Annotated in this window: 18 protein-coding genes; 15 read left to right on the forward strand and 3 right to left on the reverse strand. The window is 66.9% G+C overall.

Going from position 1 to position 18,059, the window contains the following annotated elements; all coding sequences use genetic code 11:
* Window positions 1-58 precede the first annotated feature (58 nt).
* Both ACQEWB_RS31770 and ACQEWB_RS31775 read left to right on the forward strand, forming a co-directional pair.
* Window positions 59-1,348, forward strand: a complete 1,290-nt coding sequence (locus ACQEWB_RS31770) for an MFS transporter (protein WP_432837024.1) — start codon at window positions 59-61, stop codon at window positions 1,346-1,348.
* On the forward strand, window positions 1,345-1,911 hold the full coding sequence (locus tag ACQEWB_RS31775) for a class I SAM-dependent methyltransferase (protein WP_432837026.1): 567 nt from the start codon (window positions 1,345-1,347) through the stop codon (window positions 1,909-1,911). Before ACQEWB_RS31770 ends, ACQEWB_RS31775 begins: the two co-directional genes overlap by 4 nt.
* A gap of 58 nt (window positions 1,912-1,969) precedes the next feature.
* On the opposite strand, the gene ACQEWB_RS31780 is transcribed toward ACQEWB_RS31775, so the two are convergent.
* Window positions 1,970-2,659 (reverse strand): HAD family hydrolase, encoded by a 690-nt coding sequence (locus ACQEWB_RS31780; RefSeq protein WP_432837028.1) that lies wholly within the window; start codon window positions 2,657-2,659, stop codon window positions 1,970-1,972.
* Between the two features lie 108 nt (window positions 2,660-2,767).
* On the opposite strand from ACQEWB_RS31780, the gene ACQEWB_RS31785 reads away from it, so the two are divergent.
* Together ACQEWB_RS31785 and ACQEWB_RS31790 are read left to right on the forward strand one after the other, a co-directional pair.
* Complete coding sequence (locus ACQEWB_RS31785; protein ID WP_432837030.1) at window positions 2,768-3,520, forward strand: XRE family transcriptional regulator; 753 nt, start codon at window positions 2,768-2,770, stop codon at window positions 3,518-3,520.
* 15 nt (window positions 3,521-3,535) lie between these two features.
* On the forward strand, window positions 3,536-4,006 hold the full coding sequence (locus ACQEWB_RS31790) for an NUDIX hydrolase (protein ID WP_432837032.1): 471 nt from the start codon (window positions 3,536-3,538) through the stop codon (window positions 4,004-4,006).
* Here ACQEWB_RS31790 and ACQEWB_RS31795 read toward each other — a convergent pair.
* Entirely contained in the window at window positions 4,003-4,578 is a 576-nt protein-coding gene (locus tag ACQEWB_RS31795; protein WP_432837034.1) for an HD domain-containing protein, read from the reverse strand. The two genes, ACQEWB_RS31790 and ACQEWB_RS31795, sit on opposite strands and share 4 nt — an antisense overlap.
* A gap of 582 nt (window positions 4,579-5,160) precedes the next feature.
* On the opposite strand from ACQEWB_RS31795, the gene ACQEWB_RS31800 reads away from it, so the two are divergent.
* The 3 genes from ACQEWB_RS31800 to ACQEWB_RS31810 all read left to right on the forward strand — a co-directional run bounded on the left by ACQEWB_RS31800 (window position 5,161) and on the right by ACQEWB_RS31810 (window position 9,276).
* Window positions 5,161-5,466 carry a winged helix-turn-helix domain-containing protein gene (locus ACQEWB_RS31800; RefSeq protein ID WP_432837036.1) on the forward strand — a complete coding sequence of 102 codons (306 nt, stop codon included), beginning with the start codon at window positions 5,161-5,163 and terminating at the stop codon, window positions 5,464-5,466.
* A gap of 585 nt (window positions 5,467-6,051) precedes the next feature.
* Window positions 6,052-7,266 carry a tyrosine-type recombinase/integrase gene (locus tag ACQEWB_RS31805; RefSeq protein ID WP_432837038.1) on the forward strand — a complete coding sequence of 405 codons (1,215 nt, stop codon included), beginning with the start codon at window positions 6,052-6,054 and terminating at the stop codon, window positions 7,264-7,266.
* 807 nt (window positions 7,267-8,073) lie between these two features.
* Complete coding sequence (locus ACQEWB_RS31810) at window positions 8,074-9,276, forward strand: MFS transporter (protein WP_432837040.1); 1,203 nt, start codon at window positions 8,074-8,076, stop codon at window positions 9,274-9,276.
* A gap of 244 nt (window positions 9,277-9,520) precedes the next feature.
* Here ACQEWB_RS31810 and ACQEWB_RS31815 read toward each other — a convergent pair whose 3' ends face one another.
* Window positions 9,521-10,393 carry a LuxR C-terminal-related transcriptional regulator gene (locus ACQEWB_RS31815; protein ID WP_432837042.1) on the reverse strand — a complete coding sequence of 291 codons (873 nt, stop codon included), beginning with the start codon at window positions 10,391-10,393 and terminating at the stop codon, window positions 9,521-9,523.
* A gap of 283 nt (window positions 10,394-10,676) precedes the next feature.
* Here ACQEWB_RS31815 and ACQEWB_RS31820 point away from each other — a divergent pair, with 283 nt between their 5' ends.
* The 8 genes from ACQEWB_RS31820 (at window position 10,677) to ACQEWB_RS31855 (ending at window position 18,059) form a co-directional block, all read left to right on the forward strand.
* Window positions 10,677-10,850, forward strand: coding sequence for a hypothetical protein (locus ACQEWB_RS31820; protein WP_432837044.1), 174 nt, complete (start codon window positions 10,677-10,679; stop codon window positions 10,848-10,850).
* A 94-nt stretch (window positions 10,851-10,944) separates the two neighbouring features.
* The gene (locus ACQEWB_RS31825) at window positions 10,945-12,189 is read left to right on the forward strand and encodes an ATP-grasp domain-containing protein (RefSeq protein ID WP_432837046.1); all 1,245 of its coding nucleotides are present in this window, start codon (window positions 10,945-10,947) and stop codon (window positions 12,187-12,189) included.
* A 20-nt stretch (window positions 12,190-12,209) separates the two neighbouring features.
* Window positions 12,210-13,268, forward strand: coding sequence for an LLM class flavin-dependent oxidoreductase (locus ACQEWB_RS31830; RefSeq protein WP_432837048.1), 1,059 nt, complete (start codon window positions 12,210-12,212; stop codon window positions 13,266-13,268).
* Window positions 13,269-13,270: 2 nt separating this feature from the next.
* Entirely contained in the window at window positions 13,271-14,515 is a 1,245-nt protein-coding gene (locus ACQEWB_RS31835; RefSeq protein ID WP_432837050.1) for an ATP-grasp domain-containing protein, read from the forward strand.
* Window positions 14,516-14,558: 43 nt separating this feature from the next.
* Window positions 14,559-15,065, forward strand: a complete 507-nt coding sequence (locus tag ACQEWB_RS31840) for a flavin reductase family protein (protein WP_432837052.1) — start codon at window positions 14,559-14,561, stop codon at window positions 15,063-15,065.
* 48 nt (window positions 15,066-15,113) lie between these two features.
* Window positions 15,114-16,178: a 4-hydroxyphenylpyruvate dioxygenase gene (hppD, locus tag ACQEWB_RS31845; RefSeq protein ID WP_432837054.1), complete on the forward strand. Its 1,065-nt coding sequence runs from the start codon at window positions 15,114-15,116 to the stop codon at window positions 16,176-16,178.
* Window positions 16,179-16,230: 52 nt separating this feature from the next.
* A complete protein-coding gene (locus ACQEWB_RS31850) occupies window positions 16,231-17,148 on the forward strand; it encodes a phytanoyl-CoA dioxygenase family protein (RefSeq protein WP_432837056.1) in 918 nt (305 codons plus the stop codon).
* Window positions 17,148-18,059, forward strand: coding sequence for a prephenate dehydrogenase (locus ACQEWB_RS31855; RefSeq protein ID WP_432837058.1), 912 nt, complete (start codon window positions 17,148-17,150; stop codon window positions 18,057-18,059). Before ACQEWB_RS31850 ends, ACQEWB_RS31855 begins: the two co-directional genes overlap by 1 nt.

The following is an 18,059-nucleotide window of genomic DNA, read 5'->3' on the forward strand; positions in this document are numbered from 1 at the left end:
CGCGGATGCCGTTACGGCGGGACCGCAACGGCCACACTCACGAGGGGAGTTCACTGACGTGCCGCACCGATCCGAACCCGACGCCCGGGGAAGCCTGTGGCGGGACAGGGACTTCCGGCACTACGCGCTCGCGCAGGGCATCAGCGTGACCGGGAGCGGCGTGACCACGATCGCGCTGTCCGTCCTGGCCGTCGTCGACCTGCACGCCTCCACCTTCCACGTCGCGCTGATCTCCTTCGCTTCCAAACTCCCACCCCTGCTGCTGTCCCTGCACGCCGGCGTCCTGGCCGATCGCCGCCGCAAACGCCCCCTGATCATCACCTGCGACCTGCTCTGCGCCGCCGTCCTGCTCACCCTCCCCGCCGCGCAGCTCCTCGACCGCATCACCCTGATCCACCTCTACGCGGTCGCCTTCACGGTGGCCGCCCTGCAGGTCATCGGCAGCAACGCGTCCATCAGCTACCTGCCCTCCCTCCTCAGTCCAGGCCGGATCAAGGACGGCAACTCCAAGATGGGCGCCAACAACTCCCTGGCCGACCTGATCGGCACCAACTCCGGCGGCGTCCTCGTCACCGTCCTCGGCGCGGCCCGCGCCGTCACCGTCGATGCCGCCTCCTACCTGGCCAGCGCCCTGCTCCTGTGGCGCATCAAGCACCGCGAGGACCCGCCACCCGCCCGCACAGCCGGCACCAACCATTGGGCGGAAATCCGCGAGGGCCTCACCTACACCCTGCGCACCCCCGTCGTGCGCTCGATCGTGCTGTCGAATACGGCCACCTCCTTCGTCCTGGCCGCCAGCAGTGCCCTGTGGTCGCTGTACCTGCTGCGCGAACTGCACTGGAGCCCGACCGCCCTCGGGATCGTCATGGGCGCCGGCGGAATCGGCGGCATCCTCGGAGCCCTCGTCTGGCAGCCCCTGGAACGACGCTGGGGCCCAGGCAGGGTGATGCTCGGCGCGCTCGCCCTCAACCCCCTCGCCCAGATTCCCCTGGTCCTCGCCGGCCCCGGGCTCGGCGGGCAGATCGCCATCGGCGTCGGCATGGTCCTCCAGACCGGTGCCGCGGTGTGCCATGGCGGGCTCCAGCGCGCCGTCCGCCAGGAACTGGCACCTGACCATCTCCAAGGACGGGCGCAGGCCACCGGAGCCTGGCTCGCCTTCAGCTTGCGCCCGTTCGCCGCCCTCGCCGCGGGTGCGCTGGGCACCCTGCTCGGACTGCGCCCCACCCTCACGCTCGTCACCGCGGCCCTGGTGATCCCGTTCCTCGTGCTGTGGAACTCGCCCGTCCGCGCGCTCAGCACCGCCGCCCCCATCCCACTGACCCCGACCGAGGAGCCCGCCCACCCATGACGATCACCAACCCGGCCGGATACTGGGACCCGCTGTGGGCATCGGGACGCCGCTACCGCGGCCTCGGCCCCCAGGAACAGCAGCTGACCCGCCGCTTCCTCGGCGTCGGCCGCGGCCGGCCCGCGCTCGACATCGGCTGCGGCGACGGTGCTCTCGGCCGGTACCTGCACGCCGACCTGGGATACCGCACAACGGCGATCGACTGCTCCTCCGCCGCTCTGAAGATCGCGCAGGCCGAGCAAGACGGGAGCGGGCTGGTCTTTCAGCAGCTGGACATCGAGACCGACGACATCAGCGTACTTCCCGACGCCGGCTACGCCCTTGTCACCTGCCGCCTGGTGTTCGCCTTCATCAAGAACAAGCCCGCCTTCCTCGACCGCATCCGATGTCTCCTCCCGCCTGGCGGAACTCTCTGGCTGGTGACCCCTCTTGCTGAACGCCTCCCGGAGGAACGGAAATCGATCGGAATCACCGTGCAGCAGGCGGAATTGCTGACCGCGTCCTGGTCATTGGTACGAAGCGAAGACCTGGACTCGATGCGCTGCTACGCTCTGCGCCCTTGACCCGCCACGATCCCAATCCTGACCTCGGCGAGGCCCTCCGGCGGCAGGGAAGGCCGGCTCAGGCCGCTGCCGCGCGCAGGTGAGCCAGCAGGCCCTCCGTATCCGTCAGATCCGGAACGACGAAGTCGGCGCCAGCGGCACTGAGTTCCGCCATCGAGTGGATGCCCGAGGCGACCGCAACACAGCGCGCCCCGGCGTCATGCGCGGCCTGCACATCGCGAGGCGTGTCACCGATCAGCACGGTCGGCATCGTCAGCGCCACGCCGTAGGCGGCGTGAATCCGGGACCGGGCAGCATCGACGAGACAGGCCCGGTCCTCGCTGTCCTCGCCGTACCCACCCACGGCCATGTCGAGGAGATCGTCGAGACCGAACGCCCTCAGCTTGACGCGCGCATTCGCCGCGATGTTGCCCGTGAGGACTGACGAGCAGATCTCGGGGTCCGCCGCGAGCGCCTTCAACCCCTCCTGGACACCGGGCAGAACCCGACCCCGTCGCCGCAGATCCTCCTCGCGGCCCCGCCCCGCTTCCTCCAGCACCCGCTGCGCCGAGGCCCATCCGGGAACCGGCAGACCATGCCGGACGAACATCTCATGCATGATCGCCCGGTCCGTGCGCCCTTCCGTCGGCGCAGGCAGCTCGGCATCCCGCCCCGCGAGGGCCTTGAAGGCGCCGGCGTAGATCTCTTTGCTGACGCCGGCGTTGTCGACGAGGGTGTGGTCCACGTCCCAGAGCACGATGAGCTGCACGTGCCCAGGGTATGCAGCGTGAACTGCCTGTTAATAGTGCCCTCATGGGACGTCCTGGCGTCCCGCAAGATCTTGCCGCGTCCCAGGACGTCCTGGAAAGATGCGAACGTGAACGAGCGGCTGCGTACGGTAATGCTCCAGCGGAAGGTGACCCCGGAGAAGCTCGCGGCCTCATGCCATGTAGACGTCAAGACCGTGGAACGCTGGATCAGCCTGGGGCGGCAGCCGCTCCGCCGGCACCAATGGGCGGTCGCGGAACAACTTGGCGTGGACGCCTCTTACCTGTGGCCGCCCGAGGAAGACGATGAGGAGCAGGCGCAGACGACCGAGCAGACCGAGCTGGTCGCCGCCTTCCCTAACCGCGCGAGCGTCCCGCAGAAGACCTGGGTCCGCCTCCTGAAGTCCGCGCAGGAGCACATCGATGTCCTGGTGTTCAGCGGAACGTTCTTCGCCCAGACCAACCCGCGGGTGGCGGCGATGCTCGCCGAGCGCGCCGACGCCGGCGTCCGGGTCCGCCTCTGTTTCGGCGACCCGTCCGGCAAGGCGGTCGCCGTCCGAGACGAGGAAGAAGGGATCGGCGGCACGCTCTCCGCGAAGATCAGGGCATCACTCACCTACTACCGCAAGTTGATCGGCACCCCCGGCTGCGAGGTGCGCCTGCACGACACGACCCTGTACAGCAGCCTCTTCCGTTTCGACGACGCACTCCTCGTCAACCCCCATGTGTGGGGGCAGCCTGCCAGCGCCAACCCCGTGTTCGAACTGCGACGCCTGGGGGACGACGGCTGGTTCGACCACTACGCCGGCAGCTTCGACGCGGTCTGGGAGACTGCGAAGCCCTGGTCACCCGAGTCCATGTGAGGAGCACGGCCCGCGATGGGACGTACGGAGTACTGGTACGACGAGAACGCACCGAAGCCGAACACGCTGATCCCGGCGTGCAACATGCTCGTCGCTCGAGAGTCCGACGGGGCGATCCTCCTGCAGCGACGCCGGGACACGGGGCAGTGGGCCCTTCCCGGTGGAGCCATGGACATCGGGGAGTCCCCGTCGCAATGTGCGGTCCGGGAATGCAAGGAGGAGACCGGAATCGACGCCGAACCCACCGGGCTTCTCGGCGTGTACTCGCCCCCTGAACATGTCGTGGCCTACACGGACGGAGAGATCCGGCAAGCGTACGAGGTGACGGTGATCGGTCGGCCGGTCGGTGGCGAGCCCACCATCAACGACGAAGCCGACGACGTCCGCTGGATCCGGCCCAGCGACCTCCACTCTTACGACATCCACCCCTCCATGAGGAAGCAGATCGCCCACTTCCTCAACGGGGCGTACCCGCACGTGGACTAGAAGTCCGCGCTCCTACTCTCGCCGACCGCAGTGAGCTGGGCTTCGACCCTGTGTACAGCCGCGCACAGCTCGGGTTCCGCTCGACGGATGAACCGACCGACGATGCTGTCGAGACCGTACCGACCAAGGATCTCCGCCAAGCGGGCATCGACCGTGGTCGGCTCGCCGTCCGGCGTCGTGGTCATGTCGCAGTAGGCCAGTGCGTCGACCAGCGCGGGGTGATCGAGAAGGGGAAACTCGTCCTCAAGCTGCTCCCTCAGCCCGCGTTCCTCCGCCTCCAGCACGGCACACGAGTGGTTGGCGACCAACCGCACCAGCCGCTCGTCCGCGGCCGAGTGGTCGCGCAGGTAGCGAGCCCCGTCGAGCGGATGGAACCCTGTCACCGCCAGCGTCGGCGCGTAGCCGATGTCGTGCAAGATCGCCGCAGCCCACAGCAGTTCTGCATCGACACCCAGGATCTCTGCTAGAACCCCTGCCTTCGCAGCTACGCCTTGGGAGTGCGTCCAGCGGCGCGGCAGAGGTTCCGCGAGGAGGGACTTGGCCAGGTCGCGGGCCCAAACGCTGAGATCCATGCTGGAAGACTAAGCCGGAATGCCCTGGGTGTGGCTGGTATCAGCTGGACGTCCATGGACGTCTCGGCAACTGTCCACGGAAGCGACTTCGGGTCTGATGAGCGTCTGGCTCCGAGCCACTCCCATGCCCACGACAGCGAGCAGCGCTGAGCGAGAGTCAGCCGGGCTATCCTTGGACAGCCAACTCAGTCCGGCTGAAAGTTCCTGACCTGCGACGACTGGGTTAACTGTCAAGGCCCGCAGCGCCGAAGTGCGGCAGGTGGGCCGCTGACCTGGAGCGACTGGGTTGGATGGCAAGGACCGGTGTCGCCTGGGTTCGCTGTCGAAGGACATGGGCCTTCAGCTCACGGCAGACGAGAAAGAGCCCCAAAGGACTGGAACCCTCCCCCAGGTCCATGTCAACGTACAACCTCCCCGGAAAACACCAGGTCAGAGACGCTTCCAGCGGTGCGGGTGCCAGCGGGCCGCGCTGGCTTCCATCTCTCGTCTCGTGCCCTAGTCCCTAGCGAGGAGGCCCACCTGTCGAAAGCCGCACTTCGATCGGCCCGCGTTACTGCTCCGATCCTTCTGGCGCTCGGCGCCATGAACGCATGGACCGCCCAGGCGAAAGCCGACTACGCCGCTCTCTCCACAGCCCTGTGCCTCTGCGTCTGCGCCGCCGGCCTTTTCGGTGAGGACCTGGTGCAGCGCGGGTATCGCCAAGACCTGATGGTGCTCGCGCACATCGCTGCCCACCCAGGTGCTGAAGCCCGAGGTATCGCCCGAGCCGTCGGCACTCCCGAACGCGTCGTGGCTCGCAACCTCAGCCGACTCACCGACAACGGACTCGTGGTCCTGGTCGACGACGACGTACACCCCGCGCTCAGGTTCTACCGGCTGACCTCGTAGTCCTCGGTCGCGGGCGGAATATAGCCCACGATCCCCGGTTACCGAAACCGGGGATCGTGCAGACCATTGAGGGAGTTCGCACCGGACTGTGCTTGGCGGTGGAGTCGGAGCGGGCTAACAGACAGGGCCAAGCAAATAGAGAGGTAGTACACGGCCCGTCTGCTGCATTCGTGTATCTGTCGGCTTCCGCTCCAAGCCCCTCATGGCATGGGAGTGCTGTCGGCATTGCCCAATCGACCACGCGCCCCAGCAAGGAACCCAAACGTGCGCCGATCCGTGATACCCCCTGCCCATTTGCGCTCAGGTAGCTGCCTCCATGACGGCTCTGAACGGCAAGCCTCTTCTGCTGCCAAGCAGGTGGCGCCGTGACCGCCGGCGGAAGCAACAGGCTCCTCACCCGGGAGAAGTGGCTTCCTGGCTGCAGGTGAGCGAGATCACCGTGAAGAACAAGTATCGGGCGTGGGGGCTTAAGGCGCAGAAAGTCGGACGCCTTCTGCGATTCCGTGAGCGCGACATTATCGCCTATCTCGAAGACAACTACGGATAACGGCCGCTCGGCCATTTCTCGCACACGAAGGGTGTCAGTTGGCAACCGTATATCAGCGATGCAAGTCCGATCCCAAGGTCACCACGTACCCATGCGACAAGCCGCGCTGTGGGCATTCTTGGACGGTCCGCTATCGGGAGCCTGGCGGTCGAACGGCGCGGCAGCGCGAAAAGACGTTTGCGAAAAAGACTGGGCCCGACGGCGCGGATGCCTTTGCTGCCAAGGTCGAGACCGACAAGGGGATGATGGTCTACATTGACCCCGATGCTGGCAAGATTACCGTCCGCGTCTATGTCGAAGACTGGCTCGAACGTCGAATAATCGGCGACGGAACCTATAACAATTACAAGGGTTTCATCGATAACCATCTCGTCCCCCGACTAGGTCGGAAAACCCTCGCCGGGGTGACCAAGCGGGACATCGAGCACTTCAAAGCGGCCATCAGCAAGGAGCTGGCCGCGAGCACGGTGTACGACCGCATGAAGATGGTGAAGCACATCTTCTGGTCCGCGAAGGAAGAAAAGCGGATCCAGGAAGATCCGACCAAGGACGTCAAGAACGCCCCTGGGTCGCGCGCCGTCGACGAGGACGAAATCCCGTCCCTCGACGAGGTGCGGCTGCTGCACAAGCACATGTCGCCCCAGTACAAGCTCACTGTCTGGCTCCAGGCCGGGGTCGGCATGCGAGTGAGCGAGGCCCTGGCCTTCCACGTCGGATGCCTGCGCAACGACATGATCCGGATCCGCTGGCAGATCAGCGCGAAGGCGCACCGTGACGACTGCCGGACACGGCTCGTCCCGCTCAAGCACCGCGAGGAGGGCGAGTACCGCGACGTGCCGGTCGCGCCCTTCATCTGCACGGAGATCGACGAGCACGAGAAGCTGTGGTCGCCGATCCCGATCACGTTCCGCGACAAGGCAGGGAAGGCGCGTCAGGTCGACGTCTTCTTCGCTCCCCGGGAGCGCGGCAAGGGCACCATGCCTACGGCGAACACCTATTCGTATCACTTCAGGAAGGCGTGCGTCGCCGCCGGCCTCGTCGATGTGGAGGGGAAGCCGAAGTACCACCCGCACTCGCTGAGGCACTTCTTCGCTTCGACCGCGCTCGCCGCGGGCATACCTATCCACGAGGTCTCGCGTTGGCTCGGGCACAAATCCATCACAACCACGGTCGACATCTACGGCCACCTGGTGCCGGAGGCGTGGGACCGGTGTCGTGCCATCATGCAGACGGCGTTCGAGCCAGCCGCGTAGACGCGGGTGACGAGCCGCTCTGCTGGGACGGTGCTGGGACGTGGCTACCGTGCTGGGATGGTGCTGGGATGGGCACCCCAGAAGCCGCGTTTTCGCAGGTGGGAGCTCTGCACCAAACATTCCGCTTCAACGTGTAGCCGTTCGATCGCCGTACGCCGACCGGGTCACCGTGCTGTGGCCCGGCCTCGGGTGTGCTGTTTGCGCAGTACCCGTAGCGTGGCCGGCAGGGGCGGGGTTGCGGAGCCGCGGAGCAGGGCCGCGTCGGTCGGATCAGCGTGCTGGGCACGGAGCTTGGGGTGCAGCTGACCGAAGCGGTCGGTCGGCGGCTCCGGTTGTGCGGGCGGATCTCGCAGCCGACCAGAGCGGTGAGTGCGGCGGGGTTGCCGTAGCCGGGTTCTCCGCCACCCTCCGCGGTCCGGATCGGTCTCGGCGTCGCTCTGGTGCCATGGCCGGCCTGGCGGAAAGTCCCTGGGAAGTCCCAGATAGACCCCGCGAATTTCGGCAGTGCGGGAACCGGAGCCGTCTTGGGGCCTGGTCCGCTTGGGGGCGGTGGGGGAAGGATTGGCCCCCGGGGCCGTAGGGCCTCTCGGAGGTTCGAGGTGGCGGGGTAGCTGTTCACGTACCTCGAACGAGCGGACCGGCCCAGGTTGGAGCTTGATCGCTGCGGGGTTCGCCAGCGGTAATCCTCAATGCGCTGAGGTCTGCTTTCTCGTCACGTGAACCATGGCCGAGCTCAGAGCTGGAAATCGAGGAAACTCTGTGGGAATCCGCTCCCTCATACCTGCGCTGCCCAAGACGCGAGCGCCCATGGCCGAAGGCTCCGGGGCGCCCGCGGACCGCGCAGCCAGGCTGCTCGTGCCTCTGACACTGATCAACACATTCGGCAACGGTCTGTTCCGGGTGAACAGTGCGCTGTTCTTCACGCACTTCGGGGACATGACGGCGGCTCAGTTCGGCACCGGACTGGCTGCCGGCGGCGTTTGCGGCATCCTCGCGTCCGTCCCGTTCGGCCGGGCTTGCGACCGCTGGGGTGCCCGCCGTGTGCTGATGATCCTCTGGTCCGCGGAGGCCGTGGGGATCCTGGGTTATACGCAAGTTCATTCGTTCTGGCTGTTCCTCGTGCTGATCTGCCCGATCACCGCGGTGGATCGCGGGGCAGTGGTCGCGTACCGGGCACTGCTGGCGACAGCGCTGCCACAGGACGGTGTGGTCAAGGCGCGGGCGAAGCTTCGAGCACTGGCGAATGTCGGGGTCGGGCTCGGCGCGGGCGTCGGCGGCCTTGCGCTCGCCGTGAACACGGCTACCGCCTACTTCGCCGTCATCGTCGTCGACTGTCTGACCTTCGTCGTCGCGGCGGCCATGCTGGCCCGCCTTCCGATCGCCCGGACGGCCGACGCCGCAGCCACCGGGCAGGATCGCCGACGCTCGGGCGTGCTACGAGATCGGCGTTATGTTCTGTTCAGCGTGATATGCACGGTCCTGGCGCTTCAGTTCGGCATTTTCGAAGTCGGCCTGCCGCTGTGGGTGGTTCGCGAAACGAGTGCACCGCGGGCGATCGTGGCGGTGGCGCTCGTGATGAACACAGCCCTCGTAGCCTTGCTCCAGGTGCGCCTCAGCAAAGGCAGTGAGGACAGTGTCGGCGCGATCCGGGTCGGCGAGCGCGTCGGATGGCTGTTGGCCCTGGGCTGCGTGGTCTTCGTCGTGTCGCGATCCGGGTCGGCGATCACGGCGACGGTCCTGGTCCTGGGTGCGGCGCTGATCATGACGATCGCCGAGGTGTACTTCGCGGCCTCGAGTACCACGCTGAGCTACAACCTCGCACCCGACAGCCAAGCCGGCGCCTACCAGGGCCTGTTCCAATCAGGGACATCCACGGCGACATCGCTTGCACCGGTGGTGATGACAAGCGGCGTGCTGCAGTTCCCGGTATGGGGCTGGCTGACCCTCGGCGCGGTTTTCGCCGCCGCCGGGACTTCACTTCGCTGGATCGACCCGGGCAAGGCCGAGTAGGTGGCTGCCGGGACCGGCCGGTAGCCGCGCGGCGGCAGGCTCGCCGGCGGCCATGCGTACGGATGGCATGGTCACTTCGTCGCCGACACGAGCCCGTGTGCCATGGTCGTGCCAGCGGCGTCAGCGGCGTCAGCGCGGCCGGGTCGCCCTTCGCCGGCCTGTCCGAACCCGTCGCGCCGAGAACGCCGCCCGCAACCTCGGATCCGCCTGGGCAGCCCGCCGTGGTTCGCCCTCGCAGACCGTCCTACTCACCCTCGCCTTTGCCCCAGAGATAGCCCATCTGCATCCGGTTGTGTGCCTCGAGCTCTCGCTTCATGGTGGCGATGTGGCCCTGCAGCGACCGCTCACTGATGCCGAGCCGCCGGGCTATCTGCTTGTCCGGGTAGCCGTTGATCAGCAGGCGCTTGATCGAGTCACGCATTGCGGGCATGACTTCCTTTGCTGCCAGCGCCGCATAATTCGGGACGAACGGGAAGGGCTTTGCCCGGTCCCATGACCTGTTGAACATGTCACGGAGAAAGCCGACGACGGCCGGCTCGCTCACCGCGACCGCAGAGGTGCGGTCTGCGTTCGCCGCGATGAAGGCGACGTCGTCCACGATGATCAGGCGGTCGAAGAACTCGTCGAGCGTCCGGACTGAAGCTCCGAGGCTCGTCGCCTTCTGGACGTACTCTTTTGTCGCCTCGTCGAAACGCGTCGTGTGTTGATAGAGAGTACGCATTACGACGCCGGCGGCCACGTGACGCCGCACGCTTTCCAGGGCGTCGTCAAGAACTTCCCTCGGGCGGGGACCGTCCGGCTGCGCGGTAAGAATTTCCCGCCGGGAGGCCGACAGAGCGTCATCGATGGCCTGAGCGATGGTGGATAGGCCGTGAATTTCGCGGACATCCGAGTTCCGGCTGGTGGCTGCGTATGACACGTTGTGCAGTCGGCTGGCCTGTTCATCGACGAGTCGGCTTAAGTCCGTCAAGTATTTGGCCATTCCTTGGACGAGCTCTTCCGGCTTCGTCGGAGCGTTCGGCGGAACGACATGATCGAAGTGACTCTCGGCGTCCGCCTCGTCACCCACGGTGGCTCGCCTTGCCGTGAGCCCTTCCCATTTTTCCTCTTTGTCCATGTTGAACCCCCGTGAAGATCCGCAGTGCGGGAACCGGAGCCATCTTAGTGCCTGGCCTCCGTGGGGGTGGTGCGGGAAGGATTGGGTGCAGGTCAGAGCTTGATTGCTACGGGGGCATTCGTGTACTGAATCGATGGACGCAGGCCGGACGCGCAATTAACCCGAATGGGGTGCGTGCACAGCTACCGAGATAGCTGGGGCCAAGTCGACCTTCTACCTCACGCCCAATGGGCTTCGACGAATGGGTAAATGCATCATGCATGTTCATGCAATCTTGACTCGTATGACGCGCACCGTACGTGTCGCATTCATCAGCGGCATCACCGGTGTGGCGGTGGCGATAGCTGTGGGGAGCGGCTCATTCTCGCCGTCCGTCACGGCGGCGTCTGCGCCCGATTCGATCGTGGCAGGAGACGGCGATGTCGGCTGGAATATCGTGGAGCCCTCCGCATCCTGACCGCGCGGACTTCGGTAATCCTCAATGCGCTGAGGTCTGACTTCTCGTCACGTGAACCACAGCCGAGCTCAGAGCTAGAACTCGAGGAAACCCTATGCCTTACCGTGTCCTGGTGGTGCAACCCGCGTTCTCTGCGAACGCCTATATCACTCATGCCCGTTCTCTCAATTGGGATGTCGTGGTGGCCTCTTATGAGGCCGAAGGCCGAAGGGTCGCCGAGTCCGTGCGATCTGCCGCGACAGAGATGATCGTGACGGATACCAACTCCGGGGATGTCCTGGAGGCCGCCGTCGTCCAATCCCACCAGCGGAACGCCATTCATGCTGTTGTCGCCGGCGGCGAGTACTACGTACCGGCAGCCGCCCGGCTGTCCGCCCGGCTGGGGCTGCCCGGTCTGGCCGGCACGGCCGTGGACCAGGTCCGGCACAAGGCGAGGATGCTCGAGGCGGTGGCTGCGGCGGGCCTGCACGTACCGAGGTTCACTGTGGTCCGTGAGCCGGCGGAACTCGATGCGGCATGTGCCTACGTGGGCTTCCCCGCGGTCGTCAAGCCGGTCGATTCCGGCGGGAGCGTTCACGTGTCGCGCGTCGACTCCCTCGAGGAAGCGCGCCGGGCGGTGTCTGCGATCCATGCCGAGGAGGGACTCGAGTTCGACCGGCCGCTGACCGCCGACGTGATGGTCGAACAGTACGTGGCCGGCCCGGAGTACAGCGCCGACGGCTACGTCAGCAACGGCGAAGCCACCGTCGTGGCGGTGACGCGGAAGCTGCTCGGTCCCGAGCCGCGGTTCCTGGAGCTGGGGCATCTCACGCCCGCGCCGCTCGACGAGGCTGTCCGCCACGAACTCGCGTCGTACGCCGTGGATGTCGTCAGGGCGGTGGGGATCACGACGGGGCCGTTCCACTGCGAACTGCGCCTCAGTGAGGGGCGCCCCGTACTCATCGAGGTGGCCGCGCGCCTGCCCGGCGGCAAGATCACCGAGCTGATGGAGATGGTCACCGGCCTCAGGCTGCCCGGAAAGGTCCTCGCGGACATCACCGGAGCGGATCCCCGGAGCGCGGCGGCCCATGGCGAGCCGGTCGCCAAGGCGACGGGAATTCGTTTCCTGACCGCGGGCGGCGCAGGTTCGTACGCGCGGCTCGAAGGCTGGGACGAGCTGACGTCCGAGCCGTGGGTGGTGGGGGGCCACGTCCTCATCGAACCGGGCGCCCCCATCAAGACCGATGAGACGGACTACAGCTGTCGGATCGCGGCCGTCGTCTTCACCGCGGACTCCCCGGAAGAGGCGCTCGAGCGCTGGTCCGAGATCGGTGACCGCGTACGCGTGGTCAGCACCTGACACGGAAGGAAGGATCGAAGATGAATCCCCTGCGCCTCCACTGGTGCTCACCGCCGGACACGGGGCAGGCGAAGCCCACGGATCCTTACAACATGGGCAAGCTCGACATGGGGGAAGTCATCGACTTCGTCCAGGAGGCCGATGAACTCGGCGTCGACACCCTGTTGTTCGGGATCTCCAAGAGGCTTCCCGACCCGATCCCGGTGCTCGGGGCGCTTTCGCAGGTCACCGATCGTGTCAGGTTCATGCTCGCCTATCGGCCGGGCCTGATGACGCCGCCGCTCTTCGCACAGGTCGTCAACACCCTGTCCTGGATGACAGAGGGGCGCATCGCCCTCAACATCGTGTCCGGAGCCTCTCCGGCGGAGCAGGCCGGATACGGCGACTTCCTCAGCCATGACGAGAGGTACGCGCGCTGCAACGAGTTCCTGGAGATCCTCCGGGGTCTCTGGGAGGGCGAGTCGCCGCTGAGCTACGACGGGCAGCACTACACGCTCAAGGACGCGGAGTTGGGCCTCGGCCACCTCGGCGGAGGGCGGCCGCAGATCTACATCAGCGGGGCGTCGGCCGTGGCGCAGCAGACCGCGCTGGCCCTGGGGGACTGCTGGTTGCGCTACGGCGACACCCCTGAGGCGCTGGCAGAGGCCGGCCGGCCGCTCGTCGAGGGTGGCTGCCGCGTGGGTACCCGCATGCACGTGCTGGCTCGTCCCACCCGGGAGGAGGCCGTGGCGGAGCTTGCCGAACTCGTGCGCGATCCGAACGAGGACCACAAGGAGTGGGTCCGCCAGGCGCTCAGCACCACCGACTCCGAGGCGGTGAGGTCCTCCTACGAGTTGGCGAACTCCGCGGTCGACGACTGGCTCTCGCCCTACATCTGGACGGGTGCCGTGGCCTACCGCGGGGGTCCGGCCCTGTGCATCGTCGGGAGCTACGAAGAAGTGGCCCGGTACATCCACAGCTACAAGGCCGCAGGTATCAGCGAATTCATCTTCTCGGGGTGGCCGACCCGGGACGAGATGAGGAACTTCTTCACTCATGTCGCTCCCCTGATTCGCGCTCTTGAGGCTGCGGAGGAGTAACCATGCACATTGTCGTCATCAACCGGTGGCCGAGGTTCCAGGAGGGGCCGCGCTGGGACTTCTCGATGGGCCGCTTCGAGGAGCTCATCGACCATGAGCGGCACCAGGTCAGTTACGTGGTCGACGCGGTCGGCGCCACCGGAGTCCTTGCCGATCCCGAGCAGATCGCCGACCTGGTCGAGGTCGAAGACCTCAAGGACTTCGAGGCGGTTCGCGGAGCGGTTCAGAAGATCACGGACCACGTCGGCCCGGTCGACCGGCTCGTCGCCGTGTCGGAGGCCACGCTCGGTATCGCGGCCGAGGTTCGCGCGGCACTGGGCATCCCCGGTCCGCGGCCCGAGGACGTGGCGCTCTACCTGAACAAGCTGCGCATGAAGGAAGTCGTGGCGACGGCTGGTGTCCGCGTGCCGCGGTTCGCTTCCTGCGAGAACGCCGAGTCCGCGGTGGCCTTCGCGCGGGTGATCGGGTTCCCGCTGATCCTCAAGCCGCTGTCCGGCGCGGGGAGCAGGGGGGTGCACCGCATCGAGGACGAGGCCACGCTCACCACGCTGCTGGATCAGGTCGACACCGGGGACTACGAACTCGAGGAGTTCATCGACGGGCCGATCTACCACGTGGACGGGTTTGTCGGCGGGGACTCGCAGATCCCGTTCATGGCGGTGTCCCGCTACATCGGCGACTGCCTCGCCTTCGAGGCAGGCAGACAGCCGCTCGGCTCGGTCGTCGTCCAGGACTCCCCGCTGCGCGACCGTGTGCACGAGTTCGCCCGGCAGTGCGTGTCGGGTCTGGGCATGAGCTCCATGCCGTTCCACCTCGAGCTCTTCGTCACGGCCGAGGGGGACCTGGTGTTCCTGGAGATCGCGGGCCGGATCGGCGGGGCCGAGGTGCCGTACCTCACGGACAAGCTCTTCGGGGTCAACCTCTTCGAGCTCTGGCTGGACGCCCTGTGCGAGGGCGGGGCGACGGTCCCGCCGCAGACGGGCGACCCGTCCGGCGGCTGGCTGATCATCCCGAAGCCCGCCGGACTGCCGGCCGAGGTCGTCTCGGTGACCTCCCTGCGGGACCACTTCGCCACGATCTGGCGGGAGTTGGTGCCGACCCCCGGCGAGGTGATGCAGCCCGGCGGCAGCTACGACGCCGTGCACAGCGGGCGGTTCATCCTCACCGGCGACGAGTCGACCGTGGCGGAGGACATCCGGAAGATCATCGCCGATTTCCGGATCGAAACCGCTCCGGTGCCGCAGTAAAGGAATCCCGGACCGGGGCCGCACCACACCATGGGGGAACTTGATGGACGTCGGTTCTGTACGCTTCAGCGAACTCTTCGGCTCGTTCCCGACTCCGATCGCCATCGTCACGGCAGTGGACGGGGCGGGTGAGCCGTACGGTTTCACCAGCAACGCCGTCTGTTCGGTGTCGGCGGCGACATCGACGCTGCTGGTCTCCGTCGGCAAGGGGTCCCGCACGCTGCCGGCGATCGTTTCTTCGCAGGCGTTCGCGGTGAACTTCCTCTCCTCGTCCGCGTGTGACGCCTCGCAGGTGTTCGCGAGTAAGGCCACGGACAAGTTCGCACATGTCGAATGGCGCCCCTCGGCCGTCGCCGGAGGCGCTCCGTTGCTCACCGAAATCGCACTCGGCATTGCGGAATGCAGGGTTGAGAACGCGATCGAAGTGAGTGACCACTGGCTTTTCGTAGGCCGGGTGGAAGGCGCTGAGACCTTCCCCCGCGAGCCACTTCTCTACCGTCGGGGCGACTACGGCGTCTGGTCGCCTTTGAACGAGTTCTCCACTCTCTGAAAACCTCTTGACTTTCTCTTCTCGAACACGGAAACAGAAGGGTTTCGCATGAAAATCGGGGCCGTAGACCATATCGAGTTCTACGTCGGAGATGCCCAGCAGTCCGCGTTCTACCTCTGCACCGCTTTCGGCTTCCGTATCTGCGGCCAGGCCGGCCCCGAGACCGGACAGGCCGACCACCGCTCGCTGCTGCTGCGCCAGGGCGGCATCGAGGTCGTCCTCACCTCCGCCCTCAACCCCACCCACCCGGCCGCGTCCTACGTGATGCAGCACGGTGACGGCGTCGCCAACATCGCCTTCGAGGTCGACGACGCCACCCGTGCCTTCGAGCTGGCAGTCGAACGGGGCGCCGTCGCCGTCGAACAGCCCACCGTCCACAGCAAGGACGGCACCGAGGTGGTCACCGCCTCCGTCCTGGGCTTCGGTGACGTGGCCCACCGGTTCGTCCAGCGCACCGGCGACCGCAAGCAGTTCCTGCCCGGAGTGATGGACATCATCGCCGCGGATCCCGAGGCGGGCGAGGAACTGCTCAGCACCGTGGACCACGCGGCGATCTGCCTGCCGGCGGGCCAACTGCGCCCCACGGTCGCGTTCTACGAGCACGTCTTCGGCTTCTCGCAGATCTTCGAGGAGTTCATCGAGGTCGGTTCCCAGGCGATGGACTCCAAGGTCGTCCAGAGCCCGTCCGGCAAGGTGACCTTCACCCTGATCGAGCCGGTCACCGACCGCCAACCCGGCCAGATCGACACCTTCCTCGCCCGCCACGGCGGCGCCGGCGTCCAGCACGTGGCGCTGCTCTGCGACGACATCGTGGGCACCGTGCAGACCCTGGAGCAGCGGGGCGTCACCTTCCTGCAGACGCCGGGCTCCTACTACGACCAGCTGCGGGAGCGCTTCGAGCGCTCCGAGCTCGCGGTCGAGGACCTGCGCCGGACCAACGTCCTGATCGACGAGGACCACTGGGGTCAGGTGTTCCAGATCTTCACCCAGTCCCAGCACGTGCGGAAGACGTACTTCTGGGAGGTCATCGACCGGCACGGCGCCCGCACCTTCGGCAGCGGCAACATCAAGGCGCTCTACGAGGCGGTCGCCCGCGAGAAGGTCGTCTCCTGAGCCGGCTCAGGGCGCCGTCCATCCACCGCACCACCGACTTGTGAGGAAGAGCATGACCACCGAGGCAATCCAGACCTTCGCCCTCACCGACGAGGAGCGCGCGCTGCTGCCGACCGACGAGGACGTCGCCTTCTACGCGGAGCACGGCTGGTACCTGTCGAAGAAGCTGTTCACCGACGAGGAGATCGAGCGGCTGGAGGCCGCCAGCGAGCGCTTCTACGCCGGCCACCGCGACCGCACCCTGCCGGTCCGCCCGCCCAAGCTGGCCTACTGGGAGCCGGAGAAGGGCGACGTCCAGCGGCACAACGACTACATCCACTACGAGGACGACACCATCGGCCGGATCCTCAGCAAACCGCTGCTGGGTGCGGTCGCCGCGCGCCTCGCCCAGGCCGAGCAGATACGGGTGTTCCAGTCGACGCTCATCTACAAGCCTCCGGTGGCGCAGGAGCAGTCGAACATCGTGCCCTGGCACTTCGACCGCCACTACTGGTCCACCTCCACCTCCGAGCGGATGCTGACCGCGTTCATCCCCTTCCACGACTGCGGCGAGGAGATGGGCACCATCACCATGGTCGACGGCAGCCACCTGTGGAAGGAGACCGCCGACAACGATGCCACCTCGCTGCACTTCGCCGACCGCGACCGCTCCGAGCTGGACCAGATGCTGGAGGAGAACGCGGAGTTCAACGGCGTGGAGGTCACCAAGATCCCGGTCACGATCCCCAAGGGACACGTCAACTTCCACCACTGCCGCACCTACCACGGCAGCGGGGCCAACGTCAGCGACCGTCCGCGCCGCGCGATCTCCTTCCACCTTCAGGACGGCGAGAACCACTACCGCGAGTTCTTCCGCTCGGACGGCACCCAGGTCAGCTACAACCACGACGTGCTGGTGCGCCGCACGGCCGAGGGAACTCCCGACTACAGCGACCCCGAGTACCTCCCGCTGCTGTGGAGCGACCACTGATGCGTAGTGCCGCGGTGGTCGGTACCGGATTGATCGGCACCTCGATCGCCCTGGCCCTGCGCGGCCGGGGCGTGACCACCTACCTGATCGACACCGACCCGGAGGCGGCGCGCACGGCCGCCGAACTCGGGGCCGGCATCACGGGCAGTCCGCGTGAACCGGTCGACCTGGCGGTCATCGCGGTACCACCGCAGTACGTCGCGGCGGCCCTCGGAGAACACCAGCGACGGGCGCTGGCACATGACTTCACGGATGCGGCCAGCGTCAAGGAGCAGGTCCAGCAGGAGGCGGCCCGGACCGGCTGTGACCTGACCCGCTTCGTCGGAGGGCATCCCATGGGCGGCCGGGAGCAGTCGGGTCCGCTGGCCGCGAGCGCCGACCTGTTCCACGGGCGTCCCTGGATACTCACTCCGGCCCCGCAGACCCGGGCGCAGACGGTCGAACGTGCGCGGAACCTGGCCGAGCTGTGCGGGGCCAGGCCGGTCGTGATGACCCAGGCGGAGCACGACCGGGCGGTCGCGCTGATCTCCCACACCCCGCATCTGGTGTCGAGCCTGCTCGCGGCGCGTCTGCTGCATGGCGAGCAGTCCCAGCTCGGGCTCGCAGGACAGGGACTCCGTGACGTGACCCGCCTCGCCGGAGGCTGCGTCGAACTGTGGACCGACATTCTGGGCACGAATGCCGCGGCCGTCGCCGACGTCCTTGCGGAGTTCTCCCACGACGTGGCGCTGATGGTCGACACCTTGCGCACACTGGGCACCGCCCGGAAGCCGGAGCAAGGCAGTGCCTCGAGGGATCGGCTCGCGTCCGTCCTGCTGCGCGGCGTGCAGGGAAGGGCCCGGATCCCCGCGTCCAGCACGGACGCAGCCGGCCCGAGCCGGACTTATGCGACCGCACCGGGAAGGGCGTGA

This window comes from Streptomyces sp. CA-249302 (assembly GCF_050936785.1).
Taxonomy (GTDB): Bacteria; Actinomycetota; Actinomycetes; order Streptomycetales; family Streptomycetaceae; genus Streptomyces.